This window comes from Amycolatopsis sp. NPDC003731 (assembly GCF_053586895.1).
This window is the reverse complement of sequence record NZ_JBSFNC010000076.1, coordinates 1-22553: the sequence shown is the minus strand read 5'-3', so window position 1 is coordinate 22553 and position 22553 is coordinate 1. Positions and strand designations below refer to the sequence as shown.

Genomic DNA, 22553 nt, shown 5'->3' with positions numbered 1-22553 from the left:
TCGTTCGACATTCAGGACATCCCCAGTTCGTCGTCCAGGAGGTCGAAGATCTCCTCGGCGGTGGCGTCGGCCAGTTCCGTGCCGGAGTCCGCCCGGCGCTCGTCGGTCGCGGTCCACCGGGCCAGCAGCCCGCGCAGTCGCTCGGTGATCAGGTCGCGTTCGCCGGCCTCGGTTTCGGTCGCGGCGAGCACCGCGGCCAGCCGGTCCAGCTCGGCGTGGACCGGCAGGACGGCCTTCGCGCCGTCCGCGGGCAGCTCGGCGCACAGGTGCTTGGTGAGCGCGTCCGGGTTCGGGTAGTCGAAGATCAGCGTGGCGGGCAGCCGCAGCCCGGTCACCGCGTTGAGGCGGTTGCGCAGTTCCAGCGCGGTCAGCGAGTCGAACCCGAGGTCGAGGAAGCCGCGCCCGGCCTCGACGGCGTGGCCCGAGGCATATCCGAGGACCGCCGCCACCTGGGCGCGCACGACCTCGTCGACGACCCGGAGCTGCTCGGCTTCCGGCAGCCCGGCCAGCCGTTCGGCCAGCCCGGGTCCGGCCGGGACGCCGTCGCGCACGGCCCGCCGTCCGGATGTCCTGATCAGCCCGCGCAACAGCGGCGGGACGTCCGCGCGGGCGCGCCAGGCGGCGAGGTCCAGGGCGACCGGCATGAGCAGGGGCTCGCCCGACCCGAGGGCGAGGTCGAACAGCCGCAGCGCGCGGTCGGTCGGCAGGGCGCGGACGCCGGACCGGCCGAGGCGTGACACGTCGTCGTCGCCGAGATGCGCGGTCAGGCCGCTGCGCGCCTCCCACAGTCCCCACGCGAGCGAGGTCGCGGGCAGGCCGCGGCCGTGGCGGTGCTGGGCGAGCGCGTCGAGGTAGGCGTTGGCCGCGGAGTAGCCCGCCTGGCCCGCGCCGCCCATCGTCGCCGCGAAGGAGGAGAAGAGGACGAAGGCGTCGAGGTCCAGGTGCTCGGTCAGCTCGTGCAGGTGCCGCGCGGCGACCGCCTTGGGCCGCAGCACCGCGTCGAGCCGCTCCGAGGTCAGTGCTTCGAGGACGCCGTCGTCGAGCGCGCCCGCGGCGTGCACCACCGCGGTCAGCGGGTGCTCGGCGGGGATCGTCGCCAAGGCGTCTTCGAGGGCGGCCCGGTCGGCGACGTCGCAGGCGACCACGGTGACGGATGCGTCGGTCAGCCCGCCGAGGTCGGGAGCGCTGCGGCTGAGCAGCAGCAGGTGCCGGACGCCGTGGACGGTCACCAGGTGCCGCGCGAGCAGCCCGCCGAGCACGCCGCTCGCGCCGGTGATCAGGACGGTCCCGTCCGGGTTCCAGGCGTGCTCCCGCGGCGGCGGAGTCGCCCGCGCCAGGCGCGGCACGTGGAGTTCGCCGCCGCGCACCGCCAGCTGCGGCTCGCCGGACGCGGCGGCCACCCCGGCCCAGGTGGCGAGGTTCTCGGTCGTGTCGACGTCGAGGAGGACGAACCGGTCCGGGTGCTCCGACTGCGCCGAACGCACGAGGCCCCAGACGGCCGCGGCGGCGGGGTCGGCGGGCGCCTCCCCGATGGCCGACTCGGTGACCAGGACCAGCCGCCCGGCTCCGCTCAGGAAGTCCTGCAGGGTCTCGAGCGTGGCCGCCGTCGCGTCGCCCCGGCACTCGGTGTAGACGACCGGCCCGGACTCGCCCAGCGGCACCGCCGGGGCGGCCGGCTCGGCGTCCAGGCGCTGCCACGTCATCGTGAAGAGCCCGTCGTGGTCCGCCGCGGCGGCCAGCTGACCGGCCGAAATCGGCCGCATGACCAGGGATTCCGCTTCGGCGACCGGTGCCCCGGTTTCGTCGGCGACGGCGACCGAGACGCCGTCCGCGCCGAGTGCTCCGAGCCGGACCCGCAGGGTGGTCGCGCCGGTGGCGTACAGCCGGACGCCGGTCCACGCGAACGGCAGCCGGGCGCCGGCCTGGGCGCTGGTCAGGCCGATCGGGTGCAGGGCCGCGTCGAGCAGGGCCGGATGCAGGCCGTACCGAGCCGCTTCGGCGCGCTGCTCGTCGGGCAGGACGACCTCGGCGTAGAGGTCGTCGCCGTGCCGCCAGGCCGCACGCAGACCTCGGAACGCCGGGCCGTAGCGGTAGCCGTGGCCGGCCAGGGTGTCGTAGTGACCGTCGACGGGCAGCGGTTCCGCGCCCGGCGGCGGCCACGCGGTGAGCGCCGTGCCCGGCTCGACACCGGTGGCCAGGACGCCTTCGGCGTGCTGGGTCCACTCGAGGTCGTCGCCGGGTCGCGAATGGACGGTCAGCGCGCGACGGCCGGTTTCGTCAGCGGTCTCGACCCGGAGCTGGACGGCGACGCCGCCACGGCGGGGCAGCACCAGGGGCGCCTGCAGGGTCAGCTCTTCGACGGTCTCGCAGCCGGCCTGGTCGCCCGCCTGCACGGCCAGCTCGACGAACGCGGTGCCCGGCAGCAGCACGGTGTCGCCGACCGCGTGGTCGGCGAGCCACGGCTGGGTGCTCAGGGAAAGCCGCCCGGTGAGCAGGGTGGTGCCGGTGCCCGCGACGGTCACGGCCGCGCCGAGCAGCGGATGCCCGACGTCGGTGAGGCCGAGCCCGCCAGCGTCCCCCGCCGTGACCGCGGTCCACTGCGGCCAGTACCGCTCCTGCTGGAACGGGTAGGTGGGGATGTCGGTGAACCGGGCGCCGGGGAACGCCGGGGTCCAGTCGACGTCGACGCCGTTGACGTGCGCTTCGGCCAAGGCGGTGTAGAAGCGGGTGAGCCCGCCGTCGTCCCTTCGCAGCGAGCCCACGGCGAGGACGTCGTCCCCGAGGGCCATGGTCAGCACCGGATGCGGGGACGCCTCGACGAACGTCCCGAACCCGTCGTTCTTCAACCGCTCGACGGCGATGTCCAGCCGCACTGTGCCGCGGAGGTTCCGGTACCAGTACCCGGCGTCGAGAGCACCGTCGGCCCACTCGCCGGTCACCGTCGAGAAGAACGCCGTCTCCCCCGTTCGCGGCGTGATCGGGGCAAGTACGTCGAGGAGTTCCTCGTGCAGGTGCTCGACCTGCGCCGAGTGCGAGGCGTAGTCGACCGGCACGCGCTTGGCCCGGATGCCGTCGGCGGTGCACGCCGCGATCAGCTCGTCGAGGGCGGCCGGCTCGCCGGACACGACCACCGCGGCCGGGCCGTTCACCGCCGCGATCGAGATCCCCTCGGTCAGCCGCTCCTCGACGGCGGACAGCGGCGCGGCCACCGACACCATCCCGCCGCGGCCGGCCAGCGCCAGGATCGCCCGGCTGCGCAGGGCCACCACCCGCGCGCCGTCGTCCAGGGAGAGCGCACCCGACACCACCGCGGCCGCGATCTCACCCTGCGAATGGCCGACCACCGCGTCCGGGACCACGCCGAACGAGCGCCACAGCTCGGCCAGCGACACCATCACCGCGAACAACGCGGGCTGCACGACATCGACCCGGCCCAACGCCTCCGCGTCCGCCAGCACGGCACGCAGCTCCCAGTCCACAAAGGACGACAGGGCCGCCGCGCACTCGTCGAGCCGGGCCGCGAACACCGCGGAGGACTCCGCCAGTTCGAGCGCCATCCCGGGCCACTGCGAACCCTGTCCGGGGAAGACGAGCGCCACCTTGCCGGGTGTTCCGGCGATCCCGGAGACCGCGTCCGCCGCGGGGACCCCCTCGGCGACGGCGGCCAGCGCCTCGGCGCCGAACACCACCGCGCGGTGCGGGAACCGCGACCGGGCCGTGACCAGCGTGAACCCGACGTCGGCCGGGTGCCCGTCGATCTCGGCGAGGGCGGCGGCCTGGTCGCGCAGGGCGGTTTCGGTCCGTCCGGACAGCACCCACGGCACCGGCCCGGAGACCGGCTCGCGCTCCTCGGCCACGGCTTCCGGCGCCTGTTCGAGGATCGCGTGGGCGTTGGTGCCCGAGATGCCGAACGACGACACCCCGGCCCGCCGCGGGCGCCGGGACGTCCACTCCCGAGGCTCGGTGAGCAGCTCGACCGCACCGGCCGACCAGTCCACGTGCGACGATGGCGCGTCCACGTGCAGCGTCGGCGGCAGCACGCCGTGCCGCATCGCCATGACCATCTTGATCACGCCCGCGACCCCGGCCGCGGCTTGGGTGTGCCCGAGGTTGGACTTCACCGAGCCCAGCCACAGCGGCTCGTCCCGCTCTTGGCCGTAGGTGGCCAGGAGCGCCTGGGCTTCGATCGGGTCGCCCAGCGTCGTGCCGGTCCCGTGCGCCTCGACGGTGTCCACTTCGGACGGCGTCAGCCCGGCGTCCGCAAGGGCTGCGCGGATGACGCGCTGCTGCGACGGTCCGTTCGGCGCGGTCAGGCCGTTGGACGCGCCATCGGAGTTGACCGCCGAGCCGCGTACCACGGCCAGCACCCGGCGGCCGTCGCGCAGGGCGTCCGACAGCCGCTGCACCAGCAGCATGCCCGCGCCTTCGGAGAACCCGGCGCCGTCCGCGGCGTCGGCGAAGGCCTTGCACCGGCCGTCCGCGGCGAGGCCACGCTGGAGGCTGAAGTCGACGAACATGCCGGGGGTCGCCATCACGGTGGCCCCGCCGGCCAACGCCATCGAGCACTCGCCACGCCGCAGCGCCTGCACCGCCAGGTGCAACGCCACCAGCGACGACGAACACGCCGTGTCCACGGTCAGCGACGGGCCTTCGAGACCGAACACATAGGACAGCCGCCCGGAGACGACGCTGGCCGCGTTGCCGACCCCCGCGTGGCCTTCCAGGGACTCGGTCGAGCGTTCGAGCAGGGCCGGGTAGTCCTGGCCGTTGGTCCCCGCGAAGACGCCGATCCGTTCGCCCCGCACCGAAGCCGGGTCGAGCCCGGCGCGTTCGAAGGCCTCCCACGACGTCTGGAGCAGCAGCCGCTGCTGCGGGTCCATCGCGAGGGCCTCCCGCGGGGAGATCCCGAAGAAGCCGGGGTCGAAGCGGGTGGTGTCGTCGAGGAAGCCACCCTCGCGGGCGTAACTCTTGCCGGTGGCGCCGGGTTCGGGGTCGTAGATCTCGTCGAGGTCCCAGCCGCGGTCGGCCGGGAACGGCGTGATGCCGTCGCCGCCCGCGGCGACCAGCCGCCAGAGGTCCTCGGGCGAACGGACTCCGCCCGGGAACCGGCAGCCGATGCCGACGATGGCGATCGGCTCGTCCGCGGCGATTCCCGCGGCCACCGCGGCTTCGGCCGACGTCCCGGTGCCGAACAGCTCGCCGAGGAACCCGGCGAGGACGGTGACCGTGGGGTGGTCGAACACCAGGGTCGCGGGCAGCCGCAGGCCGGTCGCGGCGGCCAGCCGGGTGCGCAGCTCGACCGCCGTCAGCGAGTCGAAGCCGAGTTCGGAGAAGGCTCGTCCGACGTCGACGGCCGCCGGGGAAGGGTGCCCCAGCACGGCCGCGGCCTGCGCGCGGACCAGGTCGGTCAGCACGCGGTGGGTGTCGGCCGCGCTCAGCCCGGCGAGCCGGGCGGCGTATCCGGACGGCTCGGGTGCGGTCTCCTCGGCGGCGTCCGGGATCTCGGCGAGCAGCGGCCGGCGGCGGGCAGCGGCGAAGGCGGGGGCGAACCGCGGCCATTCGACGTCGGCGACGACGACGGTCGTGTCGTCGAGGTCGAGGGCCCGGCCGAGCGCGGTCAGCGCCAGGTCGGGGTCGAGCGGCGGGACACCTTCGGCCGTCAGCCGGTCCCGGTCGACGCCCTCGTCGGCGTCCCAGACACCCCAGGCGATCGACGTCGCGGCCTGGCCGCGGGCCCGTCGGCGCTCGGCGAGCGCGTCGAGGTGGGCGTTGGCCGCCGCGTAGGCGCCGTGGGCGCGGCTGCCGACGACAGCGGCGATGGACGAGAACAGGACGAAGGCGTCGAGGCCGTCCGGGAGCAGCGCGTCGAGGTGGTCGGCGGCGTCCGCCTTGACGCGGCACGCGCGGTCCAGGAGGTCCGGGGTGGTGTCGGCGAGGGGCGCCAGGTCCGTGACGGCGGCGGCGTGGAACACCGACCGCACCGGCCCGTGGGCCTCGAGCACCGCGGCGAGCTGGTCACGGTCGGCGACGTCGCAGAGCGCCTCGACCACTTCGGCGCCGTGCAGGGTCTCGACGCCGGGCAAGGCGGCCGCGGCGAGCACGATCCGGGTGGCACCCCGGGTGATCAGCCAGCGAGCGAGCCGGACGGCCGCGTGACCGTCGGCGTCGGTGACGAGCACGGTGCCGTCGGGCCGCCAGCGCCGCGCGGGTTCCGCGGTTGCGGCGGGCACGAGCCGGCGGGCGAAGACGCCGGAGGTGCGCAAGGCAACCTGGTCTTCGCCGGTGGTCCCGGCCAGCACGGCGGCCAGCTTCGTGGCGGCGGCTTCGTCGAGGACCGGCGGCAGGTCGACCAGGCCACCCCAGCGGGTCGGGTGCTCGAGTCCGTGGATCCGGCCGAGCCCCCAGACGCGGGCCTGCGCCGGGTCGGGCGCGCGGTCGCCGGGTCCGGTGGCCACCGCCGCGTCGGTGAGGAGCCAGAGCGGGGCGTCGAGCCGGGTCAGGTCGAGGGCGGTCGCGGCGTCCGGCCGGACGGCCACCACTCCGGTCAGGTCCTCGGCGTCCTGGACGATCTCGGCACCGTGCGCGGCCAGGACCTCCCGGACACCGTCGTCCCCGACGACCAGCCAGCGGCCGGAGAGCCGAGCCGGTGGGGTGGCGATCGGGCGCCAGGCGATCCGGTAGCGCCAGGAGTCCGTGGTGGTCTCGTCGTGGCGGCGGCCGCGCCACTTCGCCAGGGCAGGCAGGACGGCGTCGAGCGCAGCGTCTTCGGCGACGTCGAGGACGCCCGCGAAGGCCGGGACGTCCTGGTCGCCGACGACGTCCCAGAACCGCTGGTCGGCCTGGACCGGCTCTACTTCCGGGACGTCGAGCCAGTACCGCTCGCGCTGGAAGGCGTAGGTCGGCAGGTCGGCCGCGGGCGCACCGGCGAAGGCCGGGGTCCAGTCGACGGCGACCCCGTTGACGTGCGCTTCGGCGAGGGCGGTGTGGAAGCGGGTGAGGCCACCGTCGTTCTTGCGAAGGGAGCCCAGCGCGACGACGTCGTCCCCGAGCGCCATGGTCAGGACCGGGTGCGGTGACGCTTCGATGAACGTGCCGAAGCCTTCGGACTTCAGGCGCTCGATCGCGATGTCGAGACGGACCGTGCTGCGCAGGTTGGTGTACCAGTACTCGGCGTCCGGGGTTTCGTTCCACTCGCCGGTCACGGTCGAGATGAAGGCCGTGTGCCCCGGCTGCGGGTTCACCGGCGCCAGGACGTCGAGGAGTTCGTCGCGGAGCTGCTCGACCTGCGGCGAGTGGGACGCATAGTCCACCGGCACGCGCTTCACGCGGATGCCGTCCGCGCGGCAGGCCGTCATGAACTCGTCCAAGGCTTCCGGCGTACCGGAGACCACGACGGCCGCGGGTCCGTTCACGGCGGCGATCGAGACGCCCTCGGTCAGCCGTTCCTCGACGGTGTCCCACGCGGCCGCGACGGACACCATCCCGCCACCACCGGCCAGCGCCAGAATCGCCTTGCTCCGCAACGCCACCACCCGAGCGCCGTCCTCAAGCGACAGCGCCCCCGAGACAACCGCAGCCGCGATCTCACCCTGGGAGTGCCCCACGACGGCGTCCGGCACCACCCCGAACGACCGCCACAGCTCCGCCAGCGACACCATCACCGCGAACAACGCAGGCTGCACCACATCGACCCGGCCCAACGCCTCCGCGTCGGCCAGCACCTCACGGAGTCGCCAGTCCACAAAGGACTCCAGGGCCATCGCGCATGCATCCAGGCGCGCCGAGAAGACCTCCGACGACTCCGCGAGTTCGAGCGCCATCCCGGCCCACTGCGCGCCCTGGCCGGGGAACACCAGCGCGACCTTGCCCGGTTCGTTCGCCGCACCGGTGATGACGTTGGCCGCGGGAGCACCCTCGGCGAGCGCGGTGAGGCCGCCGGCCAGATCGTCGCCGACCACGACCGCGCGGTGCCGGAACAGCGACCGCGCGGAGACCAGCGCCGCCCCGACCGACGCGGCCGGCAGCCCGGCCCGGTCGAGCAAGGCGGCCGCCTGTGCCTGCAACGCACCAGGGGTGCGCCCCGAAATCACCCACGGCACCACACCGCCGGCAACCAGCTCCGGAACAGCCTCCGAAGCCTGCTCCAGGACCGCGTGCGCGTTGGTGCCGCTGACCCCGAACGACGAAACACCCGCCCGCCGCGGCCGGTCGGCCACCCACTCGCGGGACTCGGTCAGCAGCTCCACGGCACCCGCCGACCAGTCCACTTGCGACGATGGCGCGTCGACGTGCAACGTCCGCGGCAGCACCCCGTGCCGCATCGCCATCACCATCTTGATCACGCCGCCGACACCCGCGGCCGCCTGCGTGTGGCCGATGTTCGACTTCAGCGAACCCAGCCACAGCGGCGTTTCCCGCTCCTGGCCGTACGTCTCCAGCAGCGCCTGCGCCTCGATCGGGTCGCCGAGCGTCGTGCCGGTGCCGTGCGCCTCGACCGCGTCCACTTCGGTCGCCGTCAGTCCCGCGTTCGCCAGGGCCTGGCGGATCACCCGCTGCTGCGCGGGGCCATTGGGGGCAGTGAGGCCGTTGGACGCGCCGTCCTGGTTGACCGCCGTCCCGCGGACGACGGCGAGCACCGGGTGGCCGTGGCGGCGCGCGTCGGACAGCCGTTCCACCAGCAGGAGGCCGGCGCCCTCGCCCCAGCCGGTGCCGTCGGCGGCGTCCGCGAACGACTTGCACCGGCCGTCGGCCGCGAGGCCGCGCTGGCGGCTGAACTCGACGAACAGCGCGGGCGTCGACAGGACCGTGACCCCGCCGGCCAGCGCCAGGTCGCACTCGCCCTGCCGCAGCGACTGGCACGCCAGATGCAGCGCCACCAGCGACGACGAACACGCCGTGTCCACCGTGATCGCCGGGCCTTCGAGCCCGAACGCGTAGGCGATCCGGCCGGAGGCGACGCTGCCCGCGCTGCCGTTGCCGAGATAACCCTCGTAATCGTCAAGTCCACTTCGGACGTTCTGCAGCCGGGTGGCGTAGTCCTGGTACATCACGCCGGCGAAGACGCCGGTCCGGCTGCCGCGCACCGCGTCCGGCACGATCCCGGCGCGCTCGAACGCCTCCCACGCGACTTCCAGCAGCAGCCGTTGTTGCGGGTCCGTCGCGGTCGCTTCGCGGGGCGACATGCCGAAGAACTCGGCGTCGAAATCGGCGGCGTCGTGGAGGAATCCGCCTTCACGGACGTAGGACGTCCCGCCGTGGGCGGGATCGTGGTCGAAGAGGTCGGGCCAGCCGCGGTCGGCGGGGAACGCCGAAACGGCGTCGCGGCCCTCGGCGACCAGCCGCCAGAGGTCGTCCGGGGAGGCGATGCCGCCCGGGTAGCGGCAGCTCATGGCGACGATCGCGATCGGCTCGTCGGCGGCGGCCTTCGTCGTGACGACGGTGTCCGCCCGCCGCCCGGCGAGGTGGGCGGCGAGCACCGCCGGCGTCGGGTGGTCGAACACGAGCGTCGCGGGCAGCCGGAGGCCGGTGGCGGCGGCGAGGCGGTTGCGGAGGTCGACCGCGGTCAGCGAGTCGAACCCGAGGTCCTTGAACGCGCGGGCGGGGTCGACGGCCTGCGCGGAAGCGTGCCCGAGGACGGCCGCCACCTGCGTCCGGACCAGGTCGAGCAGGCCCTCTTCGGAGAGCTCGCCGACGTGCCCGCCGGCCGCGGCGGCGCGGCGCGCGGGGGCGGGGAAGAGGCCGCGGAACAACGGCGAGACGGTGCCGTCGGCGGCCTGCCGCCGCAGTGCGGCGGCGTCGAGAGCGATCGGGACCAGCGCGGCCGGGCCCGCGGCGACGGCGCGGTCGAACAGCGCCAGCCCCTGCGCGGTGTCCAGGGGCCGCACGCCGGAGCGGCCGAGCCGGTCGCGCGCGCGGTCGTCGAGGTGCCCGGTCATCCCGCTGGCCTCGGCCCACAGGCCCCAGGCCAGCGACACGGCGGGCTGCCCGGCCGCCCGGCGACGCTGGGCGAGCGCGTCGAGGTAGGCGTTGGCGGCGGCGTAGTTGCCCTGACCGCTGCCGCCGGTGGTGCCCGCGGCGGCGGAGAAGAGCACGAAGGCGGCGAGATCGGCGGTCAGCTCGTCGAGGTTGCGCGCGGCGTCGGCTTTCGGGCGCAGGACCGCGTCCAGCCGCTCCGGGGTGAGGGCCTCGACGACGCCGTCGTCGAGGACACCGGCGGCGTGCACGACGGCGGTGACCCGGTGCGCGGCCAGCACCTCGGCGAGTGCGTCACGGTCGGCGGCGTCACCGGCGACGAAGACGGCGTCCGGCAGGTCGGCGGCGAGTTCGGCGGCGCCGGGCGCGTCCGCACCGCGGCGGCTGAGCAGGACCAGGTTCCGGACGCCATGCTGCCGCGCGAGGTGCCGGGCGACGAGCCCGCCGAGCACGCCCGAGGCGCCGGTCACGAGGACGGCGCCGGCACCCCAGTCCGGCGTCTCGCCGGTGGCGGTGACCCGGGCAAGCCGGGGCACGAAGTGACGTCCACCGCGGACGGCCGTCTGCGGCTCGGGCGGGACGATCGGGTGCTCCGGATCGTCGGTGTCCAGCAGCGCGAACCGGCCGGGGTGCTCCGACTGCGCCGAGCGCACGAGCCCCCACGCGGCGGCGAGGTCGGGATCGGGGCCTTCGCCGTCGTGCACGGCGACGGCGCCGCTGCTGACGAAGACCAGCATCTCGGGTCGCTCGGTGGTGAGCCAGTCCTGGACGAGCCCGAGCACGCGGTGGACTGGCGCCCCGCTGATCGGTTCGAAGACGGCGTCGGTTTCGGCCGCTCCGGCCGGGACTTCCGTCCAGTCCACTTCGTACAGATTGTCGGCACGGTCCAGACCGCCGGTGGGGAGCGGGCGGAGCACGAGGGATTCCGCCGTCGCGACCGGGGCGCCCGCCGGGTCCGCGACCTCGACCGTGACCTCGTCCGCGCCGCGGCGGGTGAGGCGGACGCGCAGCGCCGACGCGCCGGTCGCGTGCAGGGCCACGCCCGTCCAGGCGAACGGCAGTCTGGTCTGTCCGTCCTCGGTGGACAGCGACAGCGCGAGCGGGTGCAGGGCCGTGTCCAGCAGGGCCGGGTGCAGGCCGAAGCGGGCCGCGTCGCGGTCGTCCGGCAGTGCGACCTCGGCGAAGATCTCGTCGCCGCGGCGCCAGGCCGAACGCAGGCCCTGGAAGGCGGGCCCGTAGCCGTAACCCGCTGCCGCGCGGAGGCCGTCGTAGAACCCGTCGAGGTCGATCCTGGCCGCGCCCTCGGGCGGCCAGGAGTCCAGAGTGAACCCGGCTTCGGGGGTGCCGGGCGCGAGCACGCCGGTCGCGTGGCGCGTCCACGGGTCGTCCTCGTCGCGCCGCGAATGGACCTCGATGGCGCGCCGGCCGGTTTCGTCGGCCGCGCCCACCCAGACCTGCAGCGCGCGGGCGTCGCCGTCGGGCAGCGTCAGCGGGGTTTCCAGGGTGAGTTCCTCGACCGTGCCGCAGCCGGCGCGGTCGCCGGCCTGCACGGCGAGTTCGACGAACGCGGTGCCGGGCACCAGGATCGTGCCGTGCACGGCGTGGTCGGCCAGCCACGGCTGTGCCTGCGGGGAGACGCGTCCGGTGAGGACGAGACCGTCGCCCGCGGCCAGCGCCACCGCCGCGCCGAGCAGCGGGTGCCCGGTGGCGCTGAGGCCGAGCGCGCCCGCGTCGCCGGGGTCGGCGACGACGGCGGGCCAGAACCGTTCGCGCTGGAAGGCGTAGGTCGGGAGGTCGACCGTGCGGGCGCCGGCGAAGGCCGGCGTCCAGTCGACGGCGACGCCCTTGACGTGTGCTTCGGCGAGGGCGGCGTGGAAGCGGGTCAGGCCGCCGTCGTTCTTCCGCAGCGATCCCAGCGCGACGACGTCCTCGCCGAGCGCCATGGTCAGCACGGGGTGCGGCGACGCTTCGATGAACGTCCCGAAGCCCTCGGACTTCAGGCGCTCGATCGCCGTGTCGAGCCGGACCGTGCTGCGGAGATTGGTGTACCAGTACTCGGCGTCCACCCGTTCGTTCCACTCGCCGGTCACGGTCGAGAGGAAGCCGATCTCGCTGTCGCGGGGGGTGACCGGCGCCAGGACGTCCAGCAGCTCGTCACGCAGCTGCTCGACCTGCGGCGAATGGGACGCGTAGTCCACGGGCACCCGCTTCGCGCGGATCCCCTCGGCTTCGCAGGACCTGATCAGCTCATCGAGAGCGTCCGGCACACCGGACACCACTACGGCGGCCGGGCCGTTCACCGCGGCGATCGAGATGCCCTCGACCAGCCTCTCCTCGACGGTCTCCCTCGCAGCCGCAACGGACACCATCCCGCCACCACCGGCCAGCGCCAGGATCGCCTTGCTCCGCAACGCCACCACGCGAGCGCCGTCCTCAAGCGACAATGCCCCCGAGACCACCGCGGCGGCAATCTCACCCTGTGAGTGACCGACCACCGCATCCGGAACAACGCCGAACGACCGCCACAGCTCCGCCAACGACACCATCACCGCGAACAACGCAGGCTGCACCACATCGACCCGGCTCAACGCCTCCGCGTCAGCCAGCACGTCACGAAGCTCCCAGTACACAAAGGACTTCAGCGCGGTGCCGCAGTCATCTAGGCGGCCCGCGAAAACCGGCGACGATTCCGCAAGCTCGAGGGCCATTCCGGCCCACTGCGACCCCTGGCCGGGGAAGACGAGGGCCACCTTGCCCGGCGCACCGGCTTCCCCGGTGATGACGTTCGCCGCCGGGACGCCTTCGGCGAGGGCCGTCAGACCACCGGCGAGGTCGCCGACCACGACCGCGCGGTGCGGGAAGGCCGTACGGGTGCTGACCAGCGAAAACCCGACGTCCGCGGCTGGTGCTTCGTGCCCGGCCAGTGCCGCGGCCTGCGCTTTGAGCGCGTCGGGGGTCCGCGCGGACAGCACCCACGGCACCGGGCCGATCGCGTTCGAAGGTGCCGGTTCCTCGGCGTCCGGCGCGGCTTCGAGGATGGCGTGGGCGTTGGTGCCGCTCATGCCGAACGCGGACACGCCCGCGCGGCGCGGCTCGCCGGTGTCCGGCCAGGGCCGGGCCTCGGTGAGCAGCCGGACCCCGCCGGACGCCCAGTCGACGTGCGAGGTCGGGGCGTCGACGTGCAGCGTCCGCGGCAGGACGCCGTGCCGCATCGCCATGACCATCTTGATCACCCCGGCGACCCCCGCGGCGCCCTGGGTGTGGCCGATGTTCGACTTCAGCGAGCCGAGGAACAGCGGGTCGTCGGCGGGGCGGGCGCGGCCGTAGGTGGCCAGCAGGGCCTGCGCCTCGATCGGGTCGCCGAGGGTGGTGCCGGTGCCGTGCGCCTCGACCGCGTCGACCTGCTTCGCCGAGAGCCGTGCGTTGGCGAGGGCGTCGGCGATCACGCGCTCCTGGGCGGGGCCGTTGGGGGCGGTGAGGCCGTTGGAGGCGCCGTCGGAGTTGATCGCCGAGCCGCGGACGACGGCGAGCACCGGGTGGCCGTGGCGCTGGGCGTCGGACAGTCGTTCGAGGACCAGCATGCCGGCGCCTTCGCCCCAGCCGGTGCCGTCGGCGGCGTCGGCGAAGGACTTGCAGCGGCCGTCGGGGGCCAGGCCGCGCTGCCGGCTGAAGGCGACGAACGCCGCCGGGGTGGACAGGACGGTCACGCCGCCGGCGAGGGCGAGGGAGCACTCGCGGCGGCGAAGCGCGTGACAGGCCCAGTGCAGCGCGACGAGCGAAGACGAGCACGCCGTGTCGACGGTGACGGCGGAACCCGCGAGGCCGAGGAAGTACGCCAGCCGTCCGGAGACGACGGCGGTCGCGGTGCCGGTGAGCAGGTGGCCTTCGAGGTTGTCGCCGGCGCCGCGCATGAGGTTGGCGTAGTCCTGGCCGGTGTTGCCGACGAAGACGCCGGTCTCCGAGCCGGCCAGCGACGCCGGGTCGATGCGGGCGCGTTCGATGGCCTCCCAGGTCGTCTCCAGGAGCAACCGCTGCTGGGCGTCCATGGCGAGGGCTTCGCGCGGGGAGATGCCGAAGAAGCCGGCGTCGAAGTCGGCGACGTCGTGCAGGAAGCCGCCGGACGCGGTGTGGGAGGTGCCGGGCCGGTCCGGATCGGGGTCGCGGAGCGCGTCGAGGTCCCAGCCGCGGTTGTCCGGGAATCCGGTGACGGCGTCGGTGCCCGCGGCGACCAGGTCCCACAGCTGTTCCGGGCTGATGACACCGCCGGGCAGCCGGCACCCCATTCCGACGATCGCGATCGGTTCCTGTTCGGCGTCTTCCACCGCCTGCAGCCGCCGGCGCGTCTGGTGCAGATTGGTCGTGACCCACCTGAGGTGTTCGCGCAGCGTCTCCTCGTCGGCCATCTCAGTGCCACCAGCCTTTTCTCCAGCGAAGTGCGGACACCCGGCACATCCGCGCGCCGAAGTGGCATCAATGCGAGGCTATGGGACCGGTTTTGGGCCTACAACCCCTAAAGATCCCGCCGACAGGGGCCCCTACGAGCGATTTACAATTTACCGAGATCATTGTTGATGAATTCCAGAAGTGCGTCATCATCGGCGAAATCGAGTTCACCGGTCTTTTCTTCTCGTTCGGAATAGCGGCTCAGCAGGGTTTGCAGCCGGACGGCGAGTTCGGTCCGCGTCAGCCGGTCGGGTGCACCGGCGGCGAGGGCCGCTTCCAGCCGGTCGAGCTCGGCCAGGACGCTCGGGGCGCCGTCGTCCAGCTGCGCGCGCAGGTGCTCGGCGAGCGCGGTGGCGTTGGGGTGGTTGAAGACGAGGGTCGGCGGCAGGGTGAGCCCGGTCGCGGCGGCGAGCCGGGTCCGCAGCTCGACGGCGGTGAGCGAGTCGAAGCCGAGTTCGGTGAAGGCTCGCTTGGCGTCGACGGCGTCAGCCGTGGCGTGTCCCAGCACCTGCGCGGCTTCGGTCCGGACCAGGGCGAGCAGGTCGGCGGGACGCCGGACCTCGGCCGGCTGCGGTTCGGGCAGCTTCGCCTCGGGCAGCTCGGCCAGCAGCCGGCTCGGCCGGGTCGCGGTGAAGGCGGCGGCGAACCGGGCCCAGTCGACATCGGCGACGACGACCGAGGTCTCCCCCGCGGTCCGCATCGCGTTGAGCGCAGCTTCGGCCGGCAGCGGCGTCAGCCCCCGCCGACGCAGGTGCTCCTGCTCAGCGGCACCGGCGGCCATCCCGCTGCCGGCCCAGGGCCCCCAGGCGACGGAGGTGGCTTTCCGCCCGGCGGCGCGTCGACGTTCGGCGAGGGCGTCGAGGTGCGCGTTGGCCGCGGCGTAGGCGGTCTGGCCGCCCGCGCCCCAGATGCCGGAGATGGAGGAGAAGAGGATGAAGGCTTCGAGGTCGTCGCCGAGGAGCTGGTCGAGGTGCTCGGCACCGGCGACTTTGGCGTGGAGGACTTTGCGGAAGTCGTCGTCGGAGAGGTCGGAGAAGGCGGTGGCCTGACTGACCCCGGCGGCGTGGACGACGGCGGTGACCTGCGGGATCTGCCCGATTGCCCGGGCCAGGTCGTCGCGATCGGCGACGTCGCAGGCGAGGACGGTCGCTTTCGCTCCGGCGGCCTGGAGGTCCTCGACGAGCTCGGCGGCCCCGGGGGCTTGCGGGCCGCGGCGGCTGAGGAGGACGAGGTGGCCGGCGCCGGCGTGCGCGGCCCAGCGGGCCACGGTGGCACCAAGGGCACCGGTGCCGCCGGTGATGAGGACGGTGCCGCTGGGCGTCCATGGCGAGGCGGGTAGCGGGGCGCGGACGATCCGCCGGGCGTAGGTGCCGGACGGCCGCAGGGCGATTTGGTCTTCTGCGTCGGTGTTGGGCTGGGCCGCTTGCCACCGGCTGTTGTTGCCTGCGCCGGCGACGATCCCCCACACTTGCGCGGCGAGGCGCTCGTCCGGGGTCTCCGGAACGTCGACCAGCCCGCCCCAACGGTCCGGCGTCTCCAGGGCCAGCGCCCGGCCGAAGCCCCACAACGCGGCCAACCCCGGATCCCCGGCAGCCTCCTCCCCGGGCACGGCGACCGCACCCACGGTCACGCACCACAGCGGCCCCACCCCGGCCCGGGCCAGCGCCGCCGCGTCGGCCACGGCGTCGTCACCCGGGGCCGAGATCAAGACCACTCCGTCGAACGGCCCCTCGGCCGGCTCTCCCGGCCCGGCCACGCAGACTCCGGGCCGCACCAGCGCATCCGCCCAGCCGCGCGCCGCACCCGGGGCGGCCACGATGGCGTACCGGCCCGACGGGGTCGTCGCCCCCGGCTCGGGCGTCGGAACCCAGGTCACCCGATAGCGCCACGACTCGGTCTCCACGGCTTCGGCCCGGTCCCGCCGCCACGACGCCAGCGCGGGCAGCACCTTGGCGACGTCCGCCTCCGGCACACCGGTCCCGGCCGCCAGCCCGGCGACGTCCGCGCGGTCGACCGCCGACCAGAACTGCGCGTCGAGCTCGCCACCCGCCGGACGCGGGGCCGGCCAGAAGCGCTCGCGCTGAAAAGCATGAGTGGGCAACGGAATCCGGCGGCCGGGCAGTTCCGTCCAGTCCACCGGCACCCCGGCGGTGTACAACCCGGCCAAGGCCGTGAAGAACGTCCGCACCTCGTCACGGTCGCGGCGCAGCGCCGGGATCGCCCGGCCCGGGACCATCGAGCTGAGCACCCCGTCGGGCCCCAGTTCCAGGAACACCCCAGCCCCGGCCGCCGCCAAAGTGGACACCCCGTCGGCGAACCGGACCGCCTCCCGCACGTGCCGCACCCAATAGTCCGCCGTGAACGGCAAAGCGAGAGCACCGCTCACATTCGAGAGCACTGGTATCTCCGCCGGGTGGTACTGGAGTTGTTCGGCCACCTCGCGGAACGCGTCGAGCATCGGCTCCATCAACGGCGAGTGGAACGCATGGCTCACCGTGAGCCGCTTGGTCTTGACGCCGCGCTCGGCGAACTCCGCGGCGATGGCCAGGACCGCGGCCTCGTCGCCGGAGATCACCACGGACTCCGGGCCGTTCACCGCCGCGATCGAGACACCTTCGGCCAGGACGATCGCGGACTCGGGAGCCGCGATCGACACCATCGCCCCACCGGCGGGCAGCGCCTGCATCAGCGACGCCCGCGCGGCGACCAATCGGCAAGCGTCCACAAGGGACAACACACCGGCGACGTGGGCCGCCGAGATTTCACCGATCGAGTGGCCGGCAACGAAGTCCGGACGCACTCCCCACGACGCGAACAGCCGATACAACGCGACTTCGACCGCGAACAAGGCAGGCTGCGCCGATCCGGTCTCGTCCAAAGCAGACCCGGCGAAGACGACCTCGTGCAGCGGACGCTCCAACAGCAGGTCGAACTCCGCGCACACGGCGTCGAACGCCTCGGCGTACACCGGGAACCGGTCGTACAGTCCCCGTCCCATGCCGACCCGCTGCGCGCCCTGCCCGGTGAAGAGCACGGCGAGCGAGCCCGGTTCGACGTCCCCGCGGATCACGCCCGGGTCCGGCGCCCCGTCCGCCAGCGCCGTCAAGCCGCGGACGAGGTCACCGTCGTCCTCGGCGAGCACCACCGCGCGCCGGGACAGGGCCGCGCGGCCGGTCGCCAGCGAAAACGCGACGTCCGGCAGAGCGCCGCGCTCGGCAGCGAGCAGGCGGCGGGCTTGCTCGCGCAACCCCGGCTCGGTCCGCGCCGAGACCGGCACCGGGAGCAGGCCCGCCGGAGCGGTGTCGTGCACGACGACGTCGTCCGGCGCCTGCTCGAGGATGGTGTGGGCGTTGGTGCCGGAGATCCCGAAGGACGACACGCCCGCGCGGCGCGGCCGGTCGGACGGCCACTTCCGGGTCTCGGTGAGCACTTCCACCGCGCCCGCCGACCAGTCCACCTGCGACGAGGGCGCGTCGACGTGCAGCGTCTGCGGCAGGACGCCGTTCCGCATCGCCATGACCATTTTGATGATCCCCGCGACGCCGGCCGCGGCCTGCGTGTGGCCCAGGTTGGACTTGACCGACCCCAGCCACAGCGGCTCGTCGCGGCCCTGGCCGTAGGTGGCCAGCAAGGCCTGCGCCTCGATCGGGTCGCCGAGTTTCGTGCCGGTGCCGTGCGCTTCCACGGCGTCCACTTCGGACGGACCGAGACCCGCATCGGCGAGAGCCGTCCGGATCACCCGCTGCTGGGACGGGCCGTTCGGCGCCGTCAAGCCATTCGACGCACCATCGGAGTTCACCGCCGAACCCCGGACCACGGCCAAGATTTCGTGACCGTTGCGGCGCGCGTCCGACAACCGCTCCACCAGCAGCAGGCCGGCGCCCTCGCCCCAGCCCGTGCCGTCGGCGCTCTCGGCGAAGGCCTTACAGCGGCCGTCCGGAGCGAGACCGCCCTGACGGTCGAACTCGACGAAGGCACCCGGCGTCGCCATCACGGTGACACCTCCGGCGACGGCGAGGTCGCACTCGCCCGCCCGCAGCGCCTGGCGCGCCCAGTGCAGCGCGACCAGCGAGGACGAGCACGCGGTGTCGACGGTGACGGCGGGGCCTTCGAGCCCGAAGACGTAGGCGATCCGGCCGGAGACGACGGCGGCGGCGTTGCCTGTGCCGACGTAGCCGGCGACGTCGTCGCCCGCGTCGGTGAGCAAGGCGGGGTAGTCCTGACCGTTGGTGCCGGCGAAGACGCCGATGCGTTCGCCGCGCACCGAGCGCGGATCCCGGCCGGCGCGCTCGAAGAGTTCCCAGGCGGTCTCGAGGAGGAGCCGCTGCTGGGGATCCATGGCCATGGCTTCGCGCGGCGAGATGCCGAAGAGCCCGGCGTCGAATTCTGCCGCTCCATCGAGGAACCCGCCCGGCCTGACGGCACCCAGCCCGGACGGCCACCCGCGGTCGACCGGCGGAGCGGACAGCGCATCGGCCCCGCGGGCAACGAGGTCCCAAAGGTCTTCCGGCGAGCGAACATCGCCGGGAAACCGGCACGCCATCGCCACGATGGCGATCGGCTCGTCGTCCCGCATTCCGGCAGGGTGCTCCATTTCGAGAGCACTGCTCTCACCTTGGAGCAGTGCACACAGATGCCGGGCGAGAGCATCCGGGTCGGGATGGTCGAAGGTGAGGGTGGCGGACAGCTCGAGCCCGGTGGCGGCCCGCAGCCGGTTGCGCAGTTCGACGGCCGAGAGGGAGGTGAAGCCAAGGTCGCTGAAGGCCCGCCGCCGATCGACAGAGCCGGCGGAGGCATGCCCAAGCACGGCAGCAACCTGTTCGCGGACAAGCTCAAGAACACCGGCGACGGTGAAGCCGCGCGCGCCAGCAGCGGCGGAGTCGCGGGCGGGGGCGGCGGAGTCGGGGGCGTTGACCGCGGCGGGATTCGCGGCGGCAGCCGCAGCGAGGTTGGCGGCGACGGCCGCGGCGGGATTGGCGGCGGCCGCCGCGGCAGGGTTGGCGGTGGTGTTGCGCGCGATGGTGTTGGAAGCGGCGCGGATGGCGCGAGTGGTGGCGGGCGCAGCGATGCCGCCCGCGTTGTGGGCGGATGCTGGGAGTTCGGCGAGCAACGGGCTTGGGCGGACCGCCGTGAACGCCGGGGCGAACGTCTGCCAGTCGATGTCGGCGATGGTGATTGTCGTGTCGCCTGCGGACAAGGCACCTTCGAGGGCCGCTAGAGCGAAGTCGGGGTCCAGCGGGCGGAGGCCGGCTGCGGCTAGCCGTGTCGTGATGTCGGCTCCTGCCATGCCGCCTCCGGACCAGGGGCCCCATGCCACCGCGAGCGCCGGCTCGCCCTCTGCTCGGCGGGCTTCGGCCAGGGCGTCGAGGCGGGCGTTGGCCGCCGCGTAGGCGGCTTGGCCCGCCGCTCCGAGGGTGCCCGCCAGGCCCGAAAAGACGATGAATGCGTCCAGGTTGCGGGTGAGTTCGCTCAGGTGGACAGCGCCGGTGACCTTGGCCGCTTCGACGTTGGCGAGGCGCTCGGGTGTGACGGTGTCGATGATGCCGTCGTCGAGGATGCCTGCCGTGTGGACTACGACGCGGAGGTCGTCGCCGATCCAGTCGATCAAGGCCGCTAAGGCGACGCGGTCGGTGACGTCGCAGGCCTTGATGGTGGTTTCGGTGCCCGCGTTGGTGAGTTCGGCGGCCAGGTCCGCTGCGCCGGGGGCGTCGGGGCCGCGGCGGGAGACCAGGACGAGCCGGTCGGCTCCGTTGGCGGCGGCCCAGCGGGCGACGCGCGCGCCCAGCGCTCCTGTGCCTCCGGTGATCAGGACTGTGCCGTGAGGATGCCAGTTCCGGGCGGGGCCGGCGGGCGGGGCGGGAACCAGGCGGCGGGCGAATGATCCCGACGCTCGGATGGCCACTTGATCTTCGTCGCCGGCCAGGACCGCCAGGAGCCGGGCAGCCGCGCGGGTGTCCAGGGTTGGCGGGAGGTCCACCAAACCGCCCCAGCGGTCGGGGTGCTCCAGGGCCGCCGTCCGGCCGAACCCCCAGAGGGACGCCTGTTCCGGGGCTTTCAGCCCGTCGGATCGGCCGATCGTCACCGCTCCGCGGGTCAGGGACCACAGCGGCGCCTTGATGCCCGCGTCGCCGAGGGCTTGGACCAGGGTTGCCGTTGCCGGGAGGTCGACCAGCGAAAGGACCGCCGTCCAGTGGTGGGTTGGCAGCTCGCGGAGGCGGTCGGCCAGTTCGGGGCGGGATTCCGTTGTCACGGTCAGGGGCACGACGCCGGTGAGCAGGGTCGCCAAGGCCGCCGCCGTTTCGCTGCCCTCGGGGGCGATCAACAGCCAGTCGCCCGGCTCTCCGGCTGACGCGGGCAGCGGCTTCCACTCGGTCCGGTAGCGCCACGACGCCACCTTGCCGTCCCGGCGGCTTCGGTCGCGCCACGCCGACAACGCCGGGCGGATGGCCTCCGCCAGCTGCTCGTCGAGACCCAGCGTTTCCGCGAGGTCCGGGCTCTCGACCGCCGACCAGAATGCCTGGTCCTCCGTGGACACCTCCGGCGGCGGGCCGGTCAGCCAGTAGTGCCGTCGCTGGAACGCGTACGTGGGCAGGTCCGCGTGGGGCTCGGCGGGCAGGAGCTGCGTCCAGTCGACGTCCACGCCCTGAACGTGAGCAGTGCTCAACGCCGTGAGCAGTGCTCTCGTTTCAGAGCGGTCGCGCCGCAATGCCGGGATCGCGGCCTCACCGACCATCGCGCTGAGGACACCATCCGGGCCCAGCTCCAGGAACACGCCGACCCCGGCAGCCTCCAAAGTGGACACTCCGTCGGCGAAGCGAACGGCTTCTCGCACGTGGCGGACCCAGTAGTCCGCCGTGAACGTCGAAGCGAGAGCACCGCTCACATTCGAGAGCACCGGTATCTGCGCCGGGTGGTACTGGAGCTGCTCGGCGACCGCGCGGAACTCGTCGAGCATCGGGTCCATGAGTGGGGAGTGGAACGCGTGGCTCACCGACAGGCGCTTGGTCTTGGGGAACTGAGCAGCGATCTCGAGGACCGCGGACTCCTCGCCGGAGATCACGACCGACTCGGGACCGTTCACCGCCGCGATGGAGACGCCCTCGGCCAGGGTGATCGCGGACTCGGGGGCGGCGATCGAGACCATCGCGCCGCCGGTGGGCAGCGCCTGCATCAGCGACGCACGCGCGGCGACCAAGCGGCAGGCATCCTCAAGGGAGAGGACACCGGCTACGTGGGCAGCGACCAGCTCGCCGATCGAATGACCCGCCACGAAATCCGGCCGCACACCGAAAGATGACACCAACCGGAACAACGCCACCTCGAGCGCGAACAACGCGGGCTGGGTGAACTCCGTCCGATCCAACAACGACTGATCATCAAACGCCGCCCTCAACGACGGATCGAAATGCGAAAGCACCTCATCGAAAGCCGCCGCATACACCGGGAACCGCTCATAGAGCTCCAGACCCATCCCGACCCGCTGCGCCCCCTGCCCGGTGAACAACACCGCCAAGCCGCCCGGAACGACCCGTCCGCGCACCACGTTGGGCGCCTCGCCGCCCGCAGCCAAAGCCGAAAGGCCCGTCCGGAGCTCGGCCTCCGATGAACCGAACACCACCGCTCGGTCCTCGAACGTCGCCCGGCCGGACAGCAACGTCGCACCGACCTCCAAGGGAGGCTCGTCGACATAAGGCACCAGAGCCGCGGCCTGCGCACACAAAGCTTCCGCCCCGCGCGCCGACACCAACCACGGAACCGGCCCCGAAAGGGACGACGGAGACGAAGCAGGCGAAGGCGAAACCCCCTCCAGGATCACGTGCGCGTTCGTCCCCGAAATCCCGAACGACGACACGCCCACCCGGCGCGGGCGGTGGGCAGGCCACTCGCGCGCCGAGGTCAGCAACCGGACCTCGCCCGCCGACCAGTCCACTTTGGATGACGGCGAGTCCACATGCAACGTCTGCGGGAGGACGCCGTGGCGCATCGCCAGCACCATCTTGATCACGCCCGCCACGCCGGACGCCGACTGCGTGTGGCCGATGTTCGACTTCACCGATCCCAGCCACAGCGGCGTCGCGCGGTCCTGGCCGTACGTCGCCAGCAGGGCCTGGGCCTCGATCGGGTCGCCCAGGGCCGTG

The 22553-nt window shown here is 73.6% G+C and carries 2 protein-coding genes; both read right to left on the bottom strand.

Annotated features, from left to right (window positions below; translation table 11 throughout):
• Positions 1–11 precede the first annotated feature (11 nt).
• Positions 12–14375, bottom strand: coding sequence for an SDR family NAD(P)-dependent oxidoreductase (locus ACWDN5_RS27765; protein WP_449678352.1), 14364 nt, complete (start codon positions 14373–14375; stop codon positions 12–14).
• Between the two features lie 143 nt (positions 14376–14518).
• Positions 14519–22553: SDR family NAD(P)-dependent oxidoreductase (locus tag ACWDN5_RS27760; protein ID WP_449678351.1), on the bottom strand; the 8035-nt coding region annotated here is incomplete at its 5' end.